The sequence below is a fragment of the Chitinophaga pinensis DSM 2588 genome, from assembly GCF_000024005.1.
Lineage (GTDB): Bacteria > Bacteroidota > Bacteroidia > Chitinophagales > Chitinophagaceae > Chitinophaga > Chitinophaga pinensis.
In genome coordinates this window covers 971,967-992,568 of record NC_013132.1, presented here as the reverse complement: position 1 = coordinate 992,568, position 20,602 = coordinate 971,967, and the positions used below count along the sequence as shown (strand labels likewise).

The following is a 20,602-nucleotide window of genomic DNA, read 5'->3' as shown; positions in this document are numbered from 1 at the left end:
AAGTTAGTTTAAATAAAAAAGCAGGCAGCTCGTGGAGCTGCCTGCTTTTTTATTTAAATATTCGTCGGACTGATATTTAATCAGATCGTTTCAGAATCATAGATCAGTACCTTTTCCCACAGGTGTTTGCAGTTCTCTACAAATGCCAGGTGTACAGGATGTTGCTGATAGATATCATGGCCTGCTTCATCGTTGAATACCGTCAGTTCGCAATAGCTATAGCTCTTGTCTATTACAGGACGATCAGTTGCTGCAGGCTTACCTACGTTGAACATCACCAGTGATTCAATCGCTTTCAGAGACTGTACGCCTTCTTCGAATTTCTTGATATCTTCTTCTGAAAGACCTGGCTTCAGCCAGAAATTTACAACGTGTACAAACATCTTCTTTATAGTTTAAGTATGTGAAACAATTTATCAGCTGATCTCATTAATGGATTCCCGCACATTGATCCTGTTTACTACATAGACCAATACAATCATTATTACAGTGGCGATACCGGTACCTGCTGCGATCCATGGCGAGATGATCATATCATGTATAGCCAGCTCTTTGGAGGCCCACCATTGCAAAACAGCCACCAGCAATAACGCGACAATCCCGATAGCAATATACAAAGGTACAAACTGACGCATCAGGTATCGTTGTAACTGACGGGGTGCGGTGCCCAATGTAACCAGTAACTGTATTTCTTTTTTACAGCTGGCAACTACCAGTTGGATAAACATGCTGAACACCAGTAATGCAAATAACAAAAGTGTTAAACCGAAAAAGCCGATAACAGATACAATGGTCTGTACGATCATTTTTGTCTTGCTGTATTTGATCTTATCCTGGTTGGTATTATACCCTTTATCGTCCAGGTATTTTACAAGTGCCGGATTGGATGGATCTTTAGTTTTGATGATCACACGTGAAGGAGATGCCACTACACCATTACCAAACTTACCATTCGCCCATTCCATAAAGCTGCCTGGCACGAGGAAACTGGATATACGGTCAGAGAATCCAACAATTCGTCCGGTAAATTCCTGTGTCAGCAAACCCTGTGAAATGGTTATTTTCATTGGGATCGCTTTCACGGTTTCCTGTGAGATCTGTGGAAGATCCTGGCTCAGTGCAAAACCAAAGTTATAAAGGTTGAGAAAATCATTAGGCAGGATAATCGGGATCGTATTATCAGCAGGCGTCCACTTCCATTCTTCATTTTTCACATCAATAAAAGAATCGGGTACTGATTCAAAAAACATATCCGTATAGAAATGCAGATCACCTGGTGCAGCGGCTGTTACTTTATACTGATTGGAAGTGATAAACCCGAATGCCTCTACAAAAGGTTGTTGGCGGATATCTGCAATTTCAGCAGCAGTGAACATGCTTTGCCCGCGTTGTCCCATCATCGCATTCGTGATCTTTTTATTGATCACCAGAAAGTCAGCACTTTCATTAGCATTCTGCTGATTATACAACAACTGGTCAAAATCGGAATGCGCCTGTATCGCGATCAGGAGCAATATCATGGCAATGCCTAATCCGGCGGTGGCCATTATAAGGCGGGCCCTGCCAATACCGGTCTGAATGATTTTTTTGAGTAACTGGTAAAAGGATGGCATCATAAGTTATAATGTATATCATATGCAAACCTGGAATCGTTATCCAGATCTGTTAAAATAAATCCTGCTTTACGCGCTTTACATTCTTCTGCTATCAGCTGTGCTGCACGCTGTGTATTTTCTTCGTCCAGGTGACTGAATGGCTCATCCATCACCAGCCATTGAAAGGGTTGCACCAGTGCCCTGATGATTGCCACACGCTGGCGTTCGCCATAAGACAGGGTTCTTCCGCTCTGATTCAGTATATGCGTGATATTCAGTTTTGCCGCCATTGCTGTTACCTTTTCAGCGGTACAGTATGGTTGACCGTTCATCACCCTTTTCAATTCAATATTCTCTCCGGCGCTTAGCTGTTCGAATACACGCAGGTCCTGGAATATGACGCTCACCTGTTCCTGTCGCATCGCCGCAATAGCTGCTTTGTCATAGGAGCCCCATGGCTGACCATTCACCAGTACCTGACCGGTATAATCCGTTCTGATATGATACAGGTAATGCACCAGTGTCGTTTTACCGGTGCCGGAAGGTGCTTTTATTTTGATGAAACTACCCGGGGTAAATGTTATCTGCCTGTTCCAGATATCTGAGGATCGTTGCAGGATCTTGTCCCGCAGCGGAACAGGCACCAGGTTATCTAACTGTATCTGCATGTAACTGGTATTCTTGAAATGATGACTCAATATAGAGCTTTTTCCAAATGAAAATGTCCATGGTGGTCGTACCGCCATGGACATTTCCGTTATCTGCTGTAACAAGCCTATTTTTTGCCTGCTTCAACAGCTTCTGCAGCCTGAGCTGCGCTATCTACTGCAGCGACAACGCTATCCACCGAAGCAGCTTCTGCTTTCTTTGAGTCTTCTATGAATTTAGCAGTTTCAGTGCCCAGGTTAACCAGTTGCACAAGACTGTTTTCGTTCTCATTTTTGAAGTTCAGTACGATTTGAGAGTGCTGTGTTTTACCATCAAAAGAGTTGCTGACAGCAGTCATATCTTTCAGCAGGTTCTTGAATTTACCAGCCAGCGGCCTGCCTTCTGCAGGAATTTCGCTATCAGGGATGTTATTCACGATCTTCTCAAAGTTTACATAAGCGCCCATTGGATTACCTTTGATCTTGCTTACGAAACTATTATCCAGACCACCAGCTTTGCCTTTACCGCCCAGGTACTCCTGCAGTAATGCTGAGTCAGAAGCACTTGTTACCAGTTTATCGGTAATAGAGATCGCTGGCATACCCGGGAAGTTCTGCGTCAATGCATAACCATCACCCTGTTTGGTAAAGAAGCCTTTCAGCATCGGAGAGTTCATTACTTTGTCAAAAGCAGCCTTGTCGCCTACTTTCATCGCAAATACCCATTTAGATTCAGGAGAAGTGGTAGAATCGCCGTCATACAGACTTGCTTTTTTCTTCATTTCGAAGTCAGAAGCAACGAATACCAGTTGACCTTTGAATGCATTCAGGATATCGTCCAGTGTCAGCCCTGAACTTTGCAGGCCCATATTAGCGATACCATCCAGGCCGGTGCTTTTTACGATGTCACCGATCATACGGAAGTCAAAACCATAAACGAGGAAACCGGTGATATTCTGGGAAGGATATTTCTCCAGCATATCCAGGTCAGCTTCCATGTTGCCATATTTCTTATAGATAGCAGCCAGGTCTTTTCCTACGTAGGAAGTACCTTCAACTACGATCTTACCTTTATCAAAGTTTACGGCACCTGTGTAATAACAATCAGCCAGCAGTGTTTTCAGGTTAGCCGGCATCATAGCCGCCTGTGCGCTGTAGATTGGTTCCGGATTCACATACAGGCTAACGTCTGCATTATTTTTCAGCAGATCATTGAATGCTTCGATAGAACCAGCGGTTTCCTCTTTTTTCAGGTGGAACAGGTGATCTACTTCAGTTACCCATTGCTGAGCGCCTTCTGTAGTAACGAGCGCTGCCGGCTGAGCCGTATTGGTATCTGTAGCTTCTTCGCTGTCTGAATCTGCACCTGGAACCGGAGGCATAGCACCCGGAGGTAACGCTTTCTGCATAGCGTCACCTTCTGTTCCCTTCAGATAGATAACAGTGCTTTTATTCCATGCGATTACCGCTTCCTGTTTTTCTTCCAGGATGTATTTATAGTCAGATTTCGTTTGCAGGGAGAAATTGCTGACATTTTTTTTCAGGTAATCTTCAAATTTGCCTGCGTCTTTCAGACCGCCGGTCAGTGCCACATAAGACGCTTCCTTGCCATATACAACTGATACGAAGGAATTAGCCTGCAGGTCCAGTCCTGAATTCTCAATATCCTTCCAGAACTTCTGCGCTTCGCTGAGCGAATCCTTTTCCTGTACTGCAGCGAAAAGTTTGTCCATGGTGATGCCATTGGTAATCAGCTTTTTACTGATTTCCTTGCTGTTTACGCTTACTACAACGCTGGCTGTCTTAGGAATATATTTGCTCTGCTCCGGTACCTTGGAACAGGAGGATAGCAGGATCGCGACGGCCGATGCGGCTAACAAAGCTTTGGAAAACATTTTTGTCATAATCGGGGGATAAAATTAAAAATGAGTGAATTGGACGCTAAAATACTCTCTTTTTCGTTTACTACCTTATAGGGGCCTGATATAAATTAGCGATTTTATTCATATATTAGCATTTGGGCATCCAATCGGGGGTTGTCAGGAAATATTGCGATAAAACATTCATTTCTACGCTATTATTATAAAAATAAAAGCTGCAATAGTTTTATACCTTTGCACTATAAAGAGGTCTCTAAATGATTCTAAATCCTATTATTGAAGCGCTGTTATGTTCTTAATTCTTTTACAATACATCCGTCCGGTAGCTGCCGTAGAGCATTATATGGAGCAACATAGAGCATTCCTGGAGAAGTTCTATAAAAGCGGACAATTTATACTGGCGGGACGCCGTAAGCCGAAATCCGGAGGATTAATCATTTGTAAAGCGTCAAGCCGTAAAGAAGTAGAGCAAATTATCACTGAAGATCCACTGGACAAGTACCAGCTGGCATTGTATGAGATTATCGAGTTTGAGCCAACATCCTACGTCAACGAGTTACAGTCTTATCTTTCCTAACGAAATGCCTGATTACGTATAATAACCATATCTGTAATCAGGCATCCGCAGACTTACTATTTCCCATTAAATTTATTTTCGGCCTCTTTCGCTCTTTCAAAATCCAGTATAACGGAATTGATACAATAGCGCAATCCAGTCGGAGGAGGACCGTCGTCGAATACATGTCCGAGATGTGCCTTGCAGCGTCCGCACATCACTTCTGTGCGATGCATGCCATGCGTATTATCGGGCGCATAGATCAGACTCCCCTTGGTCACCGGCTCAAAAAAGCTGGGCCAGCCACAACTGCTTTCAAATTTTGCATCTGATACAAACAGCGGGTTACCACATGCTGCACAGTAATAGGTACCATCATCCTTGCTGTTCCAGTATTTTCCTGTAAAAGCCCATTCGGTGCCTTTTTCCCTGGCAATATTATATACCTCCGGAGATAAGCGCTCTTTCCATTCTTCGTTGGTGAGGTTCACTTTGCTGGTATCCGTTCTTGAGTATACATCACTCTTTTTCTGGTCTTCCATATACTTATTTTTTGGCTCCTGAGAATAGGTGCGGTTGCTAACTAAGATGGAAAGGCTCAAATTTATCAGATTCCACCTGTTCAAAGCCTAAAATATTATTGATTAACGTCTTGTTAACAACACAATGATGTGAATAAATTATATTTCCACATCCCGGATAAAGTAACTAACATAATTCCCACAGCGCCAGATGCCCGTCTGTACGCACATTCGTTTATCAGCCTCCTGACAAGTCCACCTTATATACACATTCTCCGGCGCACTTCTTTGCCTCAGTTCCCCCATCAAAGACTAAACTTTGCTAACTTTACGGCAAAAGGCACATAATAAGTGGCGGATATTATAAATCTATTACCAGACAATATAGCGAATCAGATTGCAGCAGGGGAAGTGATCCAACGGCCCGCTTCAGCAGTAAAAGAGCTGCTGGAAAACGCCGTAGATGCAGGTGCGACAGAAATTCAACTCATTATCCGGGATGCCGGAAAGGAGCTGGTGCAGGTGATTGATAACGGAAAAGGCATGAGTGAGACGGATGCACGGATGTGCTTTGAGCGACATGCTACTTCCAAAATACAGACGATAAACGATCTTTTCTCCATACGTACGATGGGCTTCCGTGGTGAAGCGCTGGCATCTATTGCCGCCGTTTCCCAGGTAGAACTCAAAACCCGTCTCCGCGGTTCGGAAATAGGTACCTACATAGAAATCGACAACAGTGCTGTGAAGAAACAGGAAATGTGTCAGACAGCCGAAGGTACCAGTATCGCTATGAAGAACCTTTTCTTCAACGTACCGGCCCGTCGTAACTTCCTGAAAAGCAATGCCGCAGAAATGAGGCATATCGTGGATGAATTCATCCGCGTAGCCATGGCATTCCCCCAGATCCAGTTCACACTTACCAACAATACACAACAGCTTTTCTACCTGGAAAAGGGTTCCCTGAAACAGCGTATTATCGCCATCCTTGGACAGCATTATAATGCCAGGATCGTTTCTGTAAAAGAAACGACTGATTATATGAACGTACACGGATTCGTAGGAAAACCGGAAACAGCCAAGAAAACCAGGGGAGATCAGTTCTTTTTCGTCAATAACCGTTTTATCAAAAGCCCGTATCTGCACCATGCCATCATGAATGCTTTTGCGGAGATGATCCCGGCTGACAGCTTCCCGCTGTATGTATTATTTATCGACCTGGATCCTGGTCATGTGGATATCAACGTTCATCCAACCAAACAGGAAATCAAGTTTGATGACGAAAAGCTGATGTATGCCTTTGTACAGTCCGCTGTAAAACACGCACTGGCACAATTCAACATCACACCTACCCTGGACTTCGGCCTGGATCCTGGTATCCAGCAGCTGGATGCTGTCAGCAAACCATTTACTGAACAGCAACAGGCTAAATCTGTCAATACCTCCCTCTATAAAAGCTTTACACAGGCTAATCAGGCCCATACAATCGATAAATCCAGTAACCTGAAACACTGGAAAGACCTGTATGGCTCCGGCGAGTCTAATGTAACGTATACAGAAACGGAGACTGAAACAATGGACAGTCCGCAGGAGGAGTCTTACACGACCCACTCCACGACCATCGAAAGCCGTTCTTCCGCCACATCGATGATCGATGAAGGCTGGCAGGACACCAGCATCGATCAGAAGGTCCCTGTTCAGGTACACCAGCAATACATCCTGTCTCAGATCAAATCCGGCTTTATCCTGATAGATCAGCAGGCAGCGCATGAACGCATCCTGTATGAACGCTACCAGCGCGCCGTTCAGGAAACCGCTATTCCTACCCAGCAAAGCCTGTTCCCGCAAACATTACAGTTATTACCTGCGGATGCTGCACTGATCATGGAAATGATCCCTGATCTGCAAATCCTCGGATATGACCTGGAGCCGTTCGGCAACAATACGTTTGTAGTGAGAGGCACGCCGGCAGATATCCAGAGTGGTAACGAACAGGCCAGCATTGAAGGACTGCTCGAACAGTTCAAACATTTTAGTCACGAACTCAAACTGCCCCGCAGAGAACAACTGATCCGCTCCATGGCGCGTAACAACTCCATCCAGGCTGGAAAATCATTGTCTACCCGCGAGATGCAGAATATCATCGACGAACTGTTTGCCTGCACCATGCCCAACTCCTCACCAGGAGGTAAATACACCTATATCTCCTTTAAACTGACGGACCTCGCCAAGATGTTCGGATAAGCAACTGACAATAAGCTAATTATAATAGAAAAAGCCTGATCGTCTCCGATCAGGCTTTTTTCATGTTCCCTGCCTCATAACAAGGGAAAAATATCTTTCAAAGCACCATACAACTTACCGTGTATCGCATATGCCTTACGATATACAGCTGCGTGTTCTGTACGTGGTTCAAATACCTTTTCTGACACTGCTCCAAAACCGGTTTCTATTTTCAGGGCCTGAAAACCCAGTAATACCGCTCCCATGGCAGAAGCATCACTCTCCTGCCGCAGATGCATAGGACGCTGGAATACATCGGCCATCAATTGTACCCATTCCGGCGAATGCGTAAACCCACCGCTCACAGAAATCTTCTCCACCTTTCCCGCTGTCTCCTCCAGCGCCTCCGTGATACTAAGCAAGCCCATCGCCATTCCTTCCAGTAAAGCCCGCATAAAATGCCAGGTGGTGTGTTGTGGCTGTACACCGATAAAAGCGCCTTTTGCATGACCATCCCATACCGGCGCACGTTCTCCGTGTAGATAAGGAAGACATAACAAGCCCTCCGCTCCTGCCGGTGTACTCATGGCCTGTTGCAAACCGGCATCTACATGCAATGGCTTTTCTGTAGCCGATTGCAGGAAAGCATCCAGGTACCATTGCAGCACTACGCCACCGTTATTGATCGCTCCACCTGTTACAAAATGACCGGGTGTCAGCACATACGTGAACAGCCTTCCCTCCTCATCTGTCAATGGCTGGTCAATCGCCATACGTACCGCCCCACTTGTACCGATTGTCAGTGTGGCATGTCCTTTATCGAGTGCATTACTGCCCAGTTGTGCCAGACAGCCATCGCTCGCGCCGGCAATAAAGCGGGTATTGGCAGGAATACCCAGTTCTTGTGCCGCTGTTTCCAGTAAGCCGTTAATGATACTATCACTGCTGACCAGTTCAGGTAACTGAGCAGCTGTTATACCGGCAGTTTCCAGGGAAGCAGTGTTCCATGTTAGTTCGTGTATATTGAATAAACCCGTCGCAGAGGCGGTAGAATGATCTGTGATATAGCGACCAAAGAAATGATAGAAAATATATTCCTTGATCCCGATAAAGCAGGCAGCAGCACCAAATACTTCCTGCGCCTGTTCTTTCCACCAGATGATTTTACATAGCGGAGACATAGCATGTACCGGCGTACCGCTCTGTTGATGTAAGCTGGCGGCCAGGGAAGTATGCCGTAACCTGTCCGCCACTGGCTGACTACGATTGTCCGCCCATATGATCAGTGGAGTCAGGGCCTTTCCGTCTCCATCCATGGCCATTACACTATGCATTGCTGTGCTGAATGACACCGCTGCCGGCGGATCTTTCATAATAGTGGCCACGCTTCTGATACCGTTCTTCACAGCCTGTAATATCACATCAGGATCCTGCTCACTATGACCAGGCGCTGGTTGTGTAATAGTATATTCCTGCTGCGAGTGGGCCATCACCTTTCCATCCTGTCTTACAGCAATCACTTTGGCACTGCTTGTACCCAGATCCACACCTATTATATATTCCATTACTATGTTTTTAGAAATTTCCTTTTATACTTTTTTTGCTATAATCCTTAGAAAATAATTTATAGATTTAAAATCACTTTAGGTCAAATAAATTATCCACGATTATGGCATTTCAGATAAAACAGAAGGGACCTGTGTATGATATCTGCATTGTTGGTTCAGGTGCAGGTGGCGGTATGGCTGCTAAAATACTCTCTGAAGCCGGACTTAAAATAGCCCTCCTGGAAGCAGGGCCGAAATACGATCCGGCTGATCCGCAACAAATTACCCAGTTGAAATGGCCCTACGCATCTCCCCGCAGAGGCGCTACCACGACCCGCCCATTTGGCGATTTTGATGCTGCTTACGGTGGATGGGAGATCGAAGGAGAACCTTACACAGCCAAAGATGGGACAAAGTTTGACTGGTTCCGCTCCCGCATGGTAGGTGGACGTACCAATCACTGGGGACGTATTTCCCTGCGCTTCGGTCCAAGGGATTTTAAACATAAAAGTTATGACGGTCTGGGTGATGACTGGCCTCTCAGCTATGAGGATGTCGCTCCGTACTATGACCGTGTTGATAAAATGATCGGCGTATTTGGCACCCGGGAAGGGATGGCCAATGAGCCGGACGGGTTCTTTCTGCCTCCTCCCAAACCGAGACTGCATGAACTGATGCTGAAGAAAGCGGGAGATAAACTGAAGATTCCGGTGATCACCTCGCGTATGTCTATGCTGACAAGACCTGTAAATAAAGAGCGTAGCGCCTGTTTCTTCTGCGGACAATGTAACCGTGGCTGCCAGGTATACGCTGACTTCTCCTCTTCTTCCGTACTTGTCAAACCAGCTATGAAAAGCGGACATGTCGATCTTTACGACAACGCCATGGCCAGGGAAGTGCTCACTGATAAAGAAGGAAAGGCAACAGGTGTGGCATATGTCGATAAAACAGATCTCCAGGAATATGTGGTGAATGCCCGGGTCATCGTACTCGCAGCCAGCGCCTGTGAATCTGCCCGTCTGCTGCTGAACTCAAAATCATCCAGATTCCCTAACGGATTAGCCAACTCCAGCAATGTTGTTGGTAAATACCTGCACGACTCTACCGGTTCCTCCCGCGCAGCCTTTATGCCGCAACTTGTAGGCCGTAAGCGCTACAATGAAGACGGCGTAGGTGGCATGCACGTGTACATTCCCTGGTGGGAAGACAATAAAAAACTGGACTTCGCCCGTGGATATCATATAGAATTCGGCGGTGGCATGCGTATGCCATCTTACGGCGGGTTTACCGGCATAGATCGGCTGAATGGCAAATATCCGGGCAGTGATGGCAAAATTAAACCTGCTGGTGGATATGGTGTTGCGCTGAAAGACGATTATCGTCACTTTTACGGTGCAACCGTCGGTATGGCCGGCAGAGGTGAATGTATTGCCCGTGAGGACAACTATTGTGAAATAGATCCGAAGGTTGTGGATAAATGGGGGATTCCCGTACTGCGTTTCAATTATACCTGGAGTGATCATGAGATCAAACAGGCCAAACACATGCAGGATACCTTTGATCAGCTGATCCATGAAATGGGTGGCGTACCACTGGGGACCAAACCTGGTCCTGAAACAAACTACGGACTGGAAACCCCTGGCAGGATCATTCACGAAGTAGGTACTACCCGTATGGGCGATGATCCGAAACGCTCCGTACTTAATAAGTATAACCAGGCGCACGATGTGAAAAACCTGTTTGTTGTAGATGGTGGTCCGTTTGTGTCTCAGGCTGATAAAAATCCAACCTGGACCATTCTGGCATTATCACTCCGTGCTTCTGAATACATGATGAGTGAACTGAAAAAGCAAAACCTTTAATACACCTTAATTCATCCTATTATGGACAGAAGGGAATCGCTCAAAGCGCTGACAATAGGCTCCTTATCCGTTGGCGCCATACTGACCGGCTGCGATGATAAAAAGTCTCCGGCCAAAGACAAGGAAACAGCAGGTAAACTAGGCGGCTACGGTCGTACAGAACCAGAAGCTGCAAGAGATGCATCATTGATGGCGGAGACATTTTTTACCGCTACAGAGCTGAAAACAATCACCGTACTCTCAGATATTATTATCCCCGCAGATGATCACTCTATCAGTGCATCAGCAGCAAAAGTGCCTGAATTCATTGAGTTCATGGCAAAAGATCAACCGCAGTTCAAACTGCCCCTGCGCGGCGGATTACGCTGGCTGGATGTACAGTGCATGAAACGTTACAACAATGCGTTTACGGACTGTACACAACAACAACAGCTGGAACTGGTGGACCAGATCGCCTATCCGGAGCAGGCCAAACCAGAAATGAGTCAGGGCGTAGCCTTTTTCTCATTGATGCGCGACCTCACGGCCAATGGCTTCTTCACCAGCGAAGCCGGCATCAAAGACCTTGACTATAAAGGCAATGTTCCCAACGAATGGAATGGTGTCCCGGCAGATGTCTTACAACAATATGGTCTTGCCTACGATGAAAAACTGCTTCCACTATACGTAAAAATGGAAGACAGGGGCACGATCATGACCTGGGACTAATCCACACATCATTAATAACAGGTAATTTCTCTCATTTTCTTTTATATTGATCGGTAAATTTTGTTACATATGGTCGAAAAAAATAACAAGGGAAGTCATGAATCCCGTAGATCATTCCTAAAACAAGGTGCGCTTGCTGCAGCTGGTTTTATGATCGTTCCACGTCACGTCTTAGGTGGTAAAGGTTTTATCGCTCCCAGCGATCGTTTACGTGTTGCCGGTATTGGTGTTGGCGGTAAAGGCGAAAGCGATCTGTCTGAGATTGCAAAAGGTCCTGCAGATATCACTTACCTGTGCGATGTAGACACCCGCAGGGCGGCAGCTTCCGTTGCGCGTTTCCCCAAAGCGAAATTCTACAAAGACTTCAGGGAAATGCTTGACAAAGAGCATAAACATATTGATGCAGTGACGGTTTCCACACCTGACCACCAGCACGCAGTAGCGGCTATGGCGGCTATGCAGCTGGGTAAACACGTATATGTGCAGAAACCGTTGACCCACGATATTTTCGAAGCGCGTGCACTGACTGCCGCCGCCCAGAAAAATAAAGTAGTTACCCAGATGGGTAACCAGGGTGCTTCCGGCGATGGCGTACGTCAGATGATGGAATGGTACAATGCCGGTCTGATCGGTGATGTACATACTGTTTATTGCTGGACAGACCGTCCGGTATGGCCGCAAGGTATTCCATGGTCCAGCATGAAGGCTGAAGTGCCTAAAGAACTGGATTGGGATCTCTGGTTAGGTACTGCTCCTTACAAAGATTATATCGATAAACTGGTACCGTTCAACTGGCGTGGCTGGTGGGATTATGGTACCGGCGCATTGGGTGACATGGGTTGTCATATCATTGAACCTCCATTCCGCATTCTCGGACTTGGTTATCCGAAATCAGTAGAATGTAGCGTAGGTAGCGTTTATGTAGACGAATTCAAACGCGGCTACTTCCCTGAAAGCTGTCCTCCATCTTCTCACGTAATCCTGAAATTCGACGGCAAAAATGGTAAAGAAATCACCCTCCACTGGATGGATGGCGGTATCCAGCCAGAACGCCCTGAAGAACTGGGACCTAACGAAATAATGGGTGACGGTGGTAACGGCGCGATCCTGATCGGCGACAAAGGTAAAATGATGTGTGGTACCTACGGTAGAGATCCGCAGTTATTGCCAACCAGCAAAACCAAACAGACGAACACTCCGCAGACCATTGCACGTGTACCGGAAGGACACTATGTACAGTGGGTAAATGCAGCAATCGCTGGTTTCAATAGTCCGAAAGACAAACTGATCAGCTCTCCGTTCTCTATTGCCGGTCCGCTGACAGAAACACTGCTGATGGCCAACCTCGCTATCAGAAGCTTCGACATCAAGAAAGAAAAAGAAGGTAAAACCAGCTTCCCCGGCCGTTATATCAAACTGCTCTGGGATAGTAAGGAAATGAAAATTACCAACTTTGATGATGCCAATCAATTCGTTAAGAGAACATACCGTCAGGGCTGGAGCCTGGGCGTATAACTCAGCCACGAATAACAATATTCAAAGGGAAGGACAGCAATGTTCTTCCCTTTTTCTTTGCTGGTCAGCCAGTTAAGCGCTATATTTACTACAACGTTCATTAATCCCCTCCCAAATTCCATATGCATTTGTTAAGATTGTCCCCGGTGCTGGTGTATTGCCTGTTGTTATTAACAATAAGCTCCTGTAGGAAAGAAGTTTCGCTTGAAGGAATTCCTCCGGAGACAGAACCTCCCCCTGCTCAAATTGTCACTACCGGTATCCAGGGACGTGTACTGAACGAACAACGTCAGCCGGTACAGGGCGCAACTGTAAGCGGTGGCGGTGTAACAGCCACGACTGATGCAAACGGTTATTTTCTGCTGGAAAAAATTAATGGCCCCGATGATGCGACTGTTGTAAGTGTGGATAAAGCTGGCTATTTCAAAGGCTACCGCACACTGATGGTACGGGAAGGGATCATACAATATATACAAATCGAACTGCTGCTTGAAAATCAGAATCCAATAAGTGGAACTACCGGCGGCGTGATCCCCTTTCCAGAAGGAACCCTCACCTTTCCGGCCGGCAGCATTCTGACCGCTGGTGACCAGCCATATGGCGGTCCTGTAACTGTCCGTTCTATTTATATCAATCCGGAGAACAGTACTATCGCCGATCAGATGCCTGGCGACCTGAGAGGCATCAATGACCAGAACAGACAGGTGTTCCTGCGGGCCTTCAGTATGATCTCCACCACGATGGAAGATGGCGCCGGTAATGCCCTGCATCCGGACTCTACCAACCCGGCCATTTTCCGCATTATGATACCTAATACCCTGGCCAGCAATGCGCCTACGGAAATACCTCTCTGGTATTTTAACGGAGATACCGGTTTCTGGGTCCAGGAAGGGACTGCTACACGTGAAGGCAATGATTATGTCGGTAATATCACAAAACCCGGCTATTGGCTATGTGCCACCACCCTTCCTCAGATCGTTCTCACTGCTGATATTAAAGATCAGAATGGTGATCCGGTGCCCAATCTCAGGGTAACGGTGATGACTAAAGTAGATTTCATACCCTCCTTCGCCTTCTCTGCTGAAGATGGTATATTCTATGGTAAAATCCCCGCGAATAATGTGTTGATCCTGACAGTTACTGATAACTGCGACAATGTACTGCGTCAGCAGGAAATAGGCCCTTTCAGCACAGCTGCCACAGTTAGTAACATCACCATCACCCTGCCGGCAAGTAATTCCCTGGTTATCAAGGGAACGGCTAAAGACTGTGATAATGCCAATGTAGCGGCCGGAAAAGTGATCATCAATATCGATGGGCTGAATTACGCCTCCACCATTTCACAAGGTAGTTTCAATACAACGATTGTCAGATGTCAAAATGATCCGGTCAACATCACACTGACCGCAACAGACAATGGTTCAGGAAAAACCTCCGCCATGACGACCAACGCCAGCAATGGCACTATCACCCCCAATATTGTGGTCTGTGATTAACTAATTATGATATTCAATAATTTATACTAAGTCGCCCGAAAGTTTTTTATTACTTTTATGGGCCTACTATACCGTGTCGTCCTATGCCAATGCTAATTAGAGTAAGAACCTATGCCATCTAAACTGCTATCCTTATTGGGAGCCTTGAGTGTTATTGCTATATGCGCATGTCGTAAAGAAAAAAGCCTGGAAGCACTCAATATTGCCACTCCCTGTAGTTATGCCCCGTATACAATCGGGTCATCGTTCACCTATCAGTATGTTAATAGTCTGGGAGACGCCTCTCAGTACACCCTTAGAGTCAGGAAAGATACCAGCATCGAAGGACGTTCGTATTCCATTCTCAACGACGGGTATAACGACCAGTTTATCCGCTGTGATAATGGCAACTACTTCCTGTATGAACCGGCCCTGTCACTACCTGACTATGAACTGACACCAGGTGACAGGCTATTTCTACGTGACAGCTATCCTACCGGTTCCACCTGGAGTGATACCGTGCTGGCAACTGTTGCAGGCGTTAAGCAGTTTGGTCTGCTGCAATACCATGTAATTGAGAGGGATGTTTCCAAAAAAGTAATGGGCAGAACTTACAATGACGTGATTGCTATCAGACAAGATGCAGCGATCATTGTGGGAGAAACCACCTACCCTGCCGGCACTATAGCAACTTACTACTATGCGCCGGGCGTTGGTTATATAGAAACCGCCTCCGCAACTGATACAGTGCGGCTGGTGGACTACAGGATCCGTTAGTACTGTTCCCATATCTGGGTGAGGAAACGCTCTACCGTTCGTCTTACAGCGGTAGCACTGTTGTTATGGTTATTCACCAATACACTGAATACCAAGGTCTTATTCTTTTTAGTAACCAGGTAGCCGCTCAATGCGACGCATCCGGACAAGGTACCTGTCTTAGCATGCACAAACTGCTGTTTATAATAGTTCTTCAGTGTGCCTTTTCCGCCTGTCGGAAACAGGGCGTATAATCGTTGTGAAGGATAGCTCTTATACATGTCAGACAACACACTGACAAAATCTCTTGGTGTAAAAAGGTTATAACGGGATAAGCCGGAGCCATCTACCCACTTCGGCGTATCCGGCAGATTTGCCAGGTAACTCTTTTGCATAAATGCAATCGTACGTGCGGTACTGATCGTATCCCACAATAAAGCGGAACACATCATGAGCGTCTGTTCTGCAAAAAAGTTATCACTACGATGCATCATTGGTTGAAACAGGGTATCCACCGGAATACCTCTCAGCAAAGAGAATGAGGCAGGCGCAGGTCGGTTGCCTGCTGCAGCAATCGTGATTGGTTTATGTAAAGTGTCCTGTAACCGGTATACCAGATCATCACTTCCCCCCGTAATAAACGGGATCTCTCCTTCCTGCACACTTTTATCATTACCATTGTATGTTACGGAGAACCGGTTAATACGCTCGTCTCTTTCCGTCAGCAACTCCTCCAGTTTATCATTCCGATGAACGGAAAAATGTACCGTATCGTTGAACATCCGGGGCCATATAAGGGTACTATCACCATGATGACGCACCCGGGCGACGTTACCATATACCGGCCATTCGTTTAATTCAGGTTGATAGTAGTCGGCATAATCACTCCATGCCCAGCCACTCCCAAAACGTTTATTTTCTATCGCCGCCGGTACCAGTACAATCGGCTGACTGGCCTGCTGTAATAACTGCCAGGCGGGTTGCACATTATAATCCGGATGCAGAAACGCAGGATCTGCCATTCCCTTCACATACAAAGCAGAATCAGTACGGAAATAGCGCAAGGCTGGTAATGAATCACCCAGCAGGCGTAAGCCGGTATACAGGGTAAAGATCTTAGTATTGGATGCTGGTGTGAAATAATGATCTTCCTGATAGTTATACCAGTATTTACCAGTAGCAGGTTCGTAAATGCTGATACCAGTATGCGCCTGTTTCAGCGGCGCACTTGTCAGCAACTCTTCTTCCGCCCATTTTCTAATCGGACCGTACTGGGCGGCAACCGGCTTAATAAATGATAGTAACAGACAAGCTGATAAAACAATCCTGAATGATCTCATAAACCTCCTTATAAAGTGAAGGCTCCATAATGGAGCCTTCAACATCTTATTATATTACAAAATCTCTCTAATATACAGCGTGTCAGCTGAAATATCTAGTGATACCTGGATGTGCATAAGCGTAATTGCCATCTGCATCTGGTACGATCGGTGGCGCAGCATCAAACGCATAGGTAGCAGGTTGCAGATTCAGCCCTGAATTCAGTGCTTTATCAAAAGCGATGGTCTGTCCGGAATAAGTGGCCAGTCGCCCGATAATAGCCGTAAGGGTTGTTTTAGCCGCTCTTTCTGCGTCATGGAATTTATACTCCCCTTTTGCGATAGCAGCAAACAGCTCATCATGTTCTGCCTGATAAGGCTGATTTTCCTGCTTCTTATCAAACTGGTACAGCACTTTGCCTTTATGATCTTTGATCACGGCTTTATCCATCAGCATACGCCCTTTTGTACCGACGATTTCCTCATCTACCCGGCTGTCTGCATCTTTCCAGTGACGGCATTGGCTGTTCATCACCACGCCATTACCATAACGGTATTCTACGTAATGGTGATCATAGATCTCTCCGAATTCTTTACCGGTACGTACAGAGCGTCCGCCCATACCTACGGCAGTTACCGGATAATCGTTCATGAACCAGTTACCGACGTCAATATTGTGAATATGCTGTTCTACGATATGATCACCACATAACCAGTTGAAGTAATACCAGTTACGCATCTGGTACTCCATTTCGGTATACTCAGGTTTGCGGGGTCTTACCCATAAAGCACCCTGATTCCACCATACCTGCATAGACAAAATATCACCGATGATACCATCCTGGAAACGTTTGTACAATTCACGATAAGAGGTCTGGTAACGGCGTTGTAAGCCCACTACAACATTCAGTTTCTTGCTTTTTGCTACTTCGGCAGCTTCCAGCACTCTTTTAATACCAGCAGGATCGGTCGCTACAGGTTTTTCCATGAAAATGTGCTTACCCTGTTTTACCGCCTCTTCAAAATGGATCGGACGGAAACCCGGAGGTGTAGCAAGGATAACTACATCTGCCAGTGCGATCGCTTTCTTATAGGCATCAAAACCGATAAACTTGTTCTCCTCTTTTACATTCAGTTTTCCTGGCGTATCGCCTACTTCTCCTTTAATGTCATTGTAGCTGTTATTCAGTCGCTCAGCAAAAGCATCGGCCATTGCTACCAGCTGAACGTTCTGTTTAGTACTCAACGCCTGTACAGCGGCGCCGGTACCACGCCCACCGCATCCGATCAGCGCTATTTTAATAACATTGTCTGCTCCTGAAAAGAAATTGGCCTGAGACAGCATCGGCATGGTCAGTAAACCGCCAGCCAGTAATGAAGACTCTTTTACAAAGTCCCTGCGGGACTTTCCGTGGAATTGATTCAGTTCTTCCTGTTGCATGATAGAAGGTTTTTTTATGTGTTAATCGGGGAAATTTTTGCTGTTGTGTTGACCTGTATATACAGCTTATCGCTGTCTGTAACTTATCTTGATCCTTTGTACTGATCTACGACCTCTTCAAAAAAACGCGCTGCTTCTTCCTTTGTCGGTTGCTGCGCCGGACGCACTACGCGGAATCCGATAAACGGCGCATCTGCATTCCACCAGAAACTTTTCGGTATCTGTGGGTCTCTGCGGTTCCAGGCCGGATCTGATTTCAATCTGCTGGCACTGCGTAAAGCCACCGGTTCATCGCGATAGTTACCGCCTTTGATCGTCCGGGGTGTTTTGGATGTTGGCCTGATCCAGGGATTGTTCTCTTCTGCATGTTGCAGATACTGCTCATCATACTGATCCAGGGTCCATTCTGCCACGTTACCCAGCATATCATACAAGCCCCAGGCGTTAGGTTTTAGTTCTCCCACTTTATGATACTTGTTATCGCTGTTACCGGCATACCAGGCATACTCTTTCAGTTTCGCAGCATCATTGCCAAAAGGATAAGCGGTTGTTGCACCTGCCCTGCAGGCATACTCCCATTCTGCTTCTGTCGGCAGCCGGTAAAATACGCCGGTTTTTGCATAGAGCCATTTACAGTACATTAATGCGCCATACTGGCTCATACTGTTAGCAGGAAAGCCGCCTACTTTACCCATCCCAAGGGTCAGGTCGATGTATGGAGGACTCGGTCTGGTCATCCCATCCGGAATAGGTGTTTTGTCTTTTTCCGGATCGGAATAAACGTCATACTGCTCAAAGGTAACCTCAAATGCACTCATCCAGAATGCATTGACTTTCACCTTTTTTTGTGGTCCTTCGTCGGCAGTTCTGCCCTTTTCGCCCGTGGGACTTCCGAGCATTACTTCTCCTGCGGGAATAGGCACCATTTTAAAAGAGAATGTAGTTCCTGGCAGTTTTTCTTCGTAAGCAGCAAATGGCTGAGAGGCGGTCTCCTGTCCGAACACCGGACCAGCAAGCATTGATCCCAGCGACAACGCCAATAGTCTGTTTTTCATAACTCGTTTGAAAGATAATACCTGTGAATTTATTAAATCAAAATTTGGGATGCAACGTTTTTTCCATGAATGAGGGTAAGAAATACGCTTTTCCCTCCGGGACCCCTTGCACCAGAATCAAAAAGCGATTACATTTAGCATTCATGCAATCAACCCTTTAACGTTATGGAAAGAAGAAAATTCCTTCAGCAGAGCACATTGGCAGGTCTCTCTACGCTGGCAGCAGGCAGTGCCGCAGCAGCAACCCATCATTCCTTCAATGAGAAGGAGAAAGAACAGGCAGGCAAAACCTTCAATCTCAACTATGCCCCTCATGACGGTATGTTTAAAAACAGTGGCGGCGACAGCTTCCTCGATCAGATACAGTTCATGTATGATCAGGGCTTCCGTTCCATTGAAGACAACGGCATGATGAAAAGAGATACGGCAGAACAGGAGAAGATCGGTAAACTGCTCAGCAAACTCGGTATGCAGATGGGGGTATTTGTGATCGATGCGGGCGACAACTGGAAGGTTTCTCTGACCAGCGGCAAACAGGAGTTTAAAGACGCCTTTGTAAAAGAATGTAAACGGGCACTTGAAACCGCCAAACGTGTCAATGCCAAATGGGCGACCGTAGTGCCGGGCTATTTTGAACGTAACCTGCCGATCGGCGTACAAACGGCACATGTAATCGAAGCCTTCCGCGCAGGAGCAGGCGTACTGGAAAAAGAAGGACTGGTAATGGTGATGGAGCCCCTGAGCGACAATCCTGACCTGTTTCTGCGTACCGCAGAACAAAGTTATGGCATCTGTAAAGCGGTCAACAGCCCAAGCTGTAAAATACTCTACGATATCTACCATATGCAGCGCAATACCGGCAACCTGATCCCTGTAATGGACATGTGCTGGGATGAAATTGCCTATATCCAGATCGGTGATAATCCTGGCCGTAAGGAACCGACCAGCGGTGAGATCAACTACAAAAATATTTTCAAACACCTGCACAAGAAAGGTTTCAAAGGTATCCTGGGCATGGAACATGGTAATGCCAATCCGGGAAAAGAAGGCGAACAGGCGCTCATAAAGGCATACCGCGAAAGTGACGATTTTCTGTAATCGGGTATAACATCAATTTTATTACCTTCCCGGAAAATTCAACTCCCTATGAACTTTCTGATCCGGTTATTAGTAACGGCGCTGGCAGCAATGGTGACTGCCTATATATTGCCCGGTGTTAATATCAAAGACTTTACCAGTGCGCTCATCCTTGCATTAGTATTAGCTATCTTGAACCTGTTGGTAAAACCGATCCTGGTGTTACTGACCTTACCTGCCACTATACTGACGCTTGGACTTTTCCTGCTGGTGATCAACGCCGTGATCATTCTGCTGGCTGCAAGACTGGTAAAAGGCTTTTCCGTGGATGGCTTCTTCTGGGCACTGATATTCAGTGTGGTACTGACCGTAGTCAGTAGCATTATGCACAGTATAGCAGGAGGCAATAACGATTGAGTTTTTAC

The 20,602-nt window shown here is 46.3% G+C and carries 18 protein-coding genes; 9 read left to right on the top strand and 9 right to left on the bottom strand.

All coding sequences use genetic code 11. From position 1 onward, the window contains the following. Positions 1–80: 80 nt before the first annotated feature. From CPIN_RS04065 to CPIN_RS04050, 4 genes are read right to left on the bottom strand one after another with little or no spacing between them, the layout of a single operon-like run. Complete coding sequence (locus tag CPIN_RS04065) at positions 81–383, bottom strand: Dabb family protein (protein WP_012788501.1); 303 nt, start codon at positions 381–383, stop codon at positions 81–83. Between the two features lie 33 nt (positions 384–416). Then, positions 417–1,616 carry a transporter gene (locus tag CPIN_RS04060; protein WP_044217825.1) on the bottom strand — a complete coding sequence of 400 codons (1,200 nt, stop codon included), beginning with the start codon at positions 1,614–1,616 and terminating at the stop codon, positions 417–419. Then, positions 1,613–2,341 carry an ATP-binding cassette domain-containing protein gene (locus CPIN_RS04055; protein WP_012788499.1) on the bottom strand — a complete coding sequence of 243 codons (729 nt, stop codon included), beginning with the start codon at positions 2,339–2,341 and terminating at the stop codon, positions 1,613–1,615. The genes CPIN_RS04060 and CPIN_RS04055 overlap by 4 nt, the downstream gene beginning before the upstream one ends. A gap of 29 nt (positions 2,342–2,370) precedes the next feature. After that, positions 2,371–4,146 (bottom strand): DUF4836 family protein, encoded by a 1,776-nt coding sequence (locus CPIN_RS04050; RefSeq protein WP_012788498.1) that lies wholly within the window; start codon positions 4,144–4,146, stop codon positions 2,371–2,373. A gap of 265 nt (positions 4,147–4,411) precedes the next feature. Here CPIN_RS04050 and CPIN_RS04045 point away from each other — a divergent pair, with 265 nt between their 5' ends. Beyond that, positions 4,412–4,699, top strand: a complete 288-nt coding sequence (locus CPIN_RS04045; RefSeq protein WP_012788497.1) for a YciI family protein — start codon at positions 4,412–4,414, stop codon at positions 4,697–4,699. 56 nt (positions 4,700–4,755) lie between these two features. On the opposite strand, the gene msrB is transcribed toward CPIN_RS04045, so the two are convergent. Then, entirely contained in the window at positions 4,756–5,220 is a 465-nt protein-coding gene (gene msrB, locus CPIN_RS04040) for a peptide-methionine (R)-S-oxide reductase MsrB (RefSeq protein WP_012788496.1), read from the bottom strand. A gap of 330 nt (positions 5,221–5,550) precedes the next feature. Between msrB and mutL the strand changes: the two genes are divergently transcribed. Then, complete coding sequence (gene mutL, locus CPIN_RS04035) at positions 5,551–7,443, top strand: DNA mismatch repair endonuclease MutL (protein WP_012788495.1); 1,893 nt, start codon at positions 5,551–5,553, stop codon at positions 7,441–7,443. Positions 7,444–7,517: 74 nt separating this feature from the next. Here mutL and CPIN_RS04030 read toward each other — a convergent pair whose 3' ends face one another. Continuing rightward, positions 7,518–8,987: a gluconokinase gene (locus CPIN_RS04030; protein ID WP_012788494.1), complete on the bottom strand. Its 1,470-nt coding sequence runs from the start codon at positions 8,985–8,987 to the stop codon at positions 7,518–7,520. A 104-nt stretch (positions 8,988–9,091) separates the two neighbouring features. Here CPIN_RS04030 and CPIN_RS04025 point away from each other — a divergent pair, with 104 nt between their 5' ends. The 5 genes from CPIN_RS04025 to CPIN_RS04005 all read left to right on the top strand — a co-directional run bounded on the left by CPIN_RS04025 (position 9,092) and on the right by CPIN_RS04005 (position 15,306). Then, a complete protein-coding gene (locus CPIN_RS04025) occupies positions 9,092–10,831 on the top strand; it encodes a GMC family oxidoreductase (RefSeq protein WP_012788493.1) in 1,740 nt (579 codons plus the stop codon). Positions 10,832–10,852: 21 nt separating this feature from the next. After that, complete coding sequence (locus tag CPIN_RS04020; protein WP_012788492.1) at positions 10,853–11,539, top strand: gluconate 2-dehydrogenase subunit 3 family protein; 687 nt, start codon at positions 10,853–10,855, stop codon at positions 11,537–11,539. Positions 11,540–11,608: 69 nt separating this feature from the next. Next, on the top strand, positions 11,609–13,054 hold the full coding sequence (locus CPIN_RS04015) for a Gfo/Idh/MocA family protein (RefSeq protein ID WP_012788491.1): 1,446 nt from the start codon (positions 11,609–11,611) through the stop codon (positions 13,052–13,054). Positions 13,055–13,182: 128 nt separating this feature from the next. Continuing rightward, positions 13,183–14,550, top strand: coding sequence for a carboxypeptidase-like regulatory domain-containing protein (locus CPIN_RS04010; RefSeq protein ID WP_148230503.1), 1,368 nt, complete (start codon positions 13,183–13,185; stop codon positions 14,548–14,550). Positions 14,551–14,661: 111 nt separating this feature from the next. After that, on the top strand, positions 14,662–15,306 hold the full coding sequence (locus CPIN_RS04005) for a hypothetical protein (RefSeq protein ID WP_012788488.1): 645 nt from the start codon (positions 14,662–14,664) through the stop codon (positions 15,304–15,306). Here the strand turns inward: CPIN_RS04005 and CPIN_RS04000 are convergent. From CPIN_RS04000 to CPIN_RS03990, 3 genes are all read right to left on the bottom strand, one after another. Next, positions 15,303–16,625, bottom strand: a complete 1,323-nt coding sequence (locus CPIN_RS04000) for a D-alanyl-D-alanine carboxypeptidase/D-alanyl-D-alanine-endopeptidase (protein ID WP_012788487.1) — start codon at positions 16,623–16,625, stop codon at positions 15,303–15,305. The two genes, CPIN_RS04005 and CPIN_RS04000, sit on opposite strands and share 4 nt — an antisense overlap. A gap of 82 nt (positions 16,626–16,707) precedes the next feature. Further along, a complete protein-coding gene (locus CPIN_RS03995) occupies positions 16,708–18,045 on the bottom strand; it encodes a Gfo/Idh/MocA family protein (RefSeq protein ID WP_012788486.1) in 1,338 nt (445 codons plus the stop codon). An 83-nt stretch (positions 18,046–18,128) separates the two neighbouring features. Further along, positions 18,129–19,100, bottom strand: coding sequence for a formylglycine-generating enzyme family protein (locus tag CPIN_RS03990; protein WP_012788485.1), 972 nt, complete (start codon positions 19,098–19,100; stop codon positions 18,129–18,131). Positions 19,101–19,265: 165 nt separating this feature from the next. Between CPIN_RS03990 and CPIN_RS03985 the strand changes: the two genes are divergently transcribed. Together CPIN_RS03985 and CPIN_RS03980 are read left to right on the top strand one after the other, a co-directional pair. After that, positions 19,266–20,198 carry a hydroxypyruvate isomerase family protein gene (locus CPIN_RS03985; RefSeq protein ID WP_012788484.1) on the top strand — a complete coding sequence of 311 codons (933 nt, stop codon included), beginning with the start codon at positions 19,266–19,268 and terminating at the stop codon, positions 20,196–20,198. 48 nt (positions 20,199–20,246) lie between these two features. Beyond that, positions 20,247–20,594: a phage holin family protein gene (locus CPIN_RS03980; protein WP_012788483.1), complete on the top strand. Its 348-nt coding sequence runs from the start codon at positions 20,247–20,249 to the stop codon at positions 20,592–20,594. Positions 20,595–20,602: the final 8 nt, after the last annotated feature.

Coding starts and splice junctions, on each gene's coding strand:
- CPIN_RS04065 (WP_012788501.1), bottom strand. CDS start 383: ATGTTTGTACACGTTGTAAATTTCTGGCTGAAGCCAGGTCTTTCAGAA.
- CPIN_RS04060 (WP_044217825.1), bottom strand. CDS start 1,616: ATGATGCCATCCTTTTACCAGTTACTCAAAAAAATCATTCAGACCGGT.
- CPIN_RS04055 (WP_012788499.1), bottom strand. CDS start 2,341: ATGGCGGTACGACCACCATGGACATTTTCATTTGGAAAAAGCTCTATA.
- CPIN_RS04050 (WP_012788498.1), bottom strand. CDS start 4,146: ATGACAAAAATGTTTTCCAAAGCTTTGTTAGCCGCATCGGCCGTCGCG.
- CPIN_RS04045 (WP_012788497.1), top strand. CDS start 4,412: ATGTTCTTAATTCTTTTACAATACATCCGTCCGGTAGCTGCCGTAGAG.
- msrB (WP_012788496.1), bottom strand. CDS start 5,220: ATGGAAGACCAGAAAAAGAGTGATGTATACTCAAGAACGGATACCAGC.
- CPIN_RS04030 (WP_012788494.1), bottom strand. CDS start 8,987: ATGGAATATATAATAGGTGTGGATCTGGGTACAAGCAGTGCCAAAGTG.
- CPIN_RS04025 (WP_012788493.1), top strand. CDS start 9,092: ATGGCATTTCAGATAAAACAGAAGGGACCTGTGTATGATATCTGCATT.
- CPIN_RS04020 (WP_012788492.1), top strand. CDS start 10,853: ATGGACAGAAGGGAATCGCTCAAAGCGCTGACAATAGGCTCCTTATCC.
- CPIN_RS04015 (WP_012788491.1), top strand. CDS start 11,609: ATGGTCGAAAAAAATAACAAGGGAAGTCATGAATCCCGTAGATCATTC.
- CPIN_RS04005 (WP_012788488.1), top strand. CDS start 14,662: ATGCCATCTAAACTGCTATCCTTATTGGGAGCCTTGAGTGTTATTGCT.
- CPIN_RS04000 (WP_012788487.1), bottom strand. CDS start 16,625: ATGAGATCATTCAGGATTGTTTTATCAGCTTGTCTGTTACTATCATTT.
- CPIN_RS03995 (WP_012788486.1), bottom strand. CDS start 18,045: ATGCAACAGGAAGAACTGAATCAATTCCACGGAAAGTCCCGCAGGGAC.
- CPIN_RS03990 (WP_012788485.1), bottom strand. CDS start 19,100: ATGAAAAACAGACTATTGGCGTTGTCGCTGGGATCAATGCTTGCTGGT.
- CPIN_RS03985 (WP_012788484.1), top strand. CDS start 19,266: ATGGAAAGAAGAAAATTCCTTCAGCAGAGCACATTGGCAGGTCTCTCT.
- CPIN_RS03980 (WP_012788483.1), top strand. CDS start 20,247: ATGAACTTTCTGATCCGGTTATTAGTAACGGCGCTGGCAGCAATGGTG.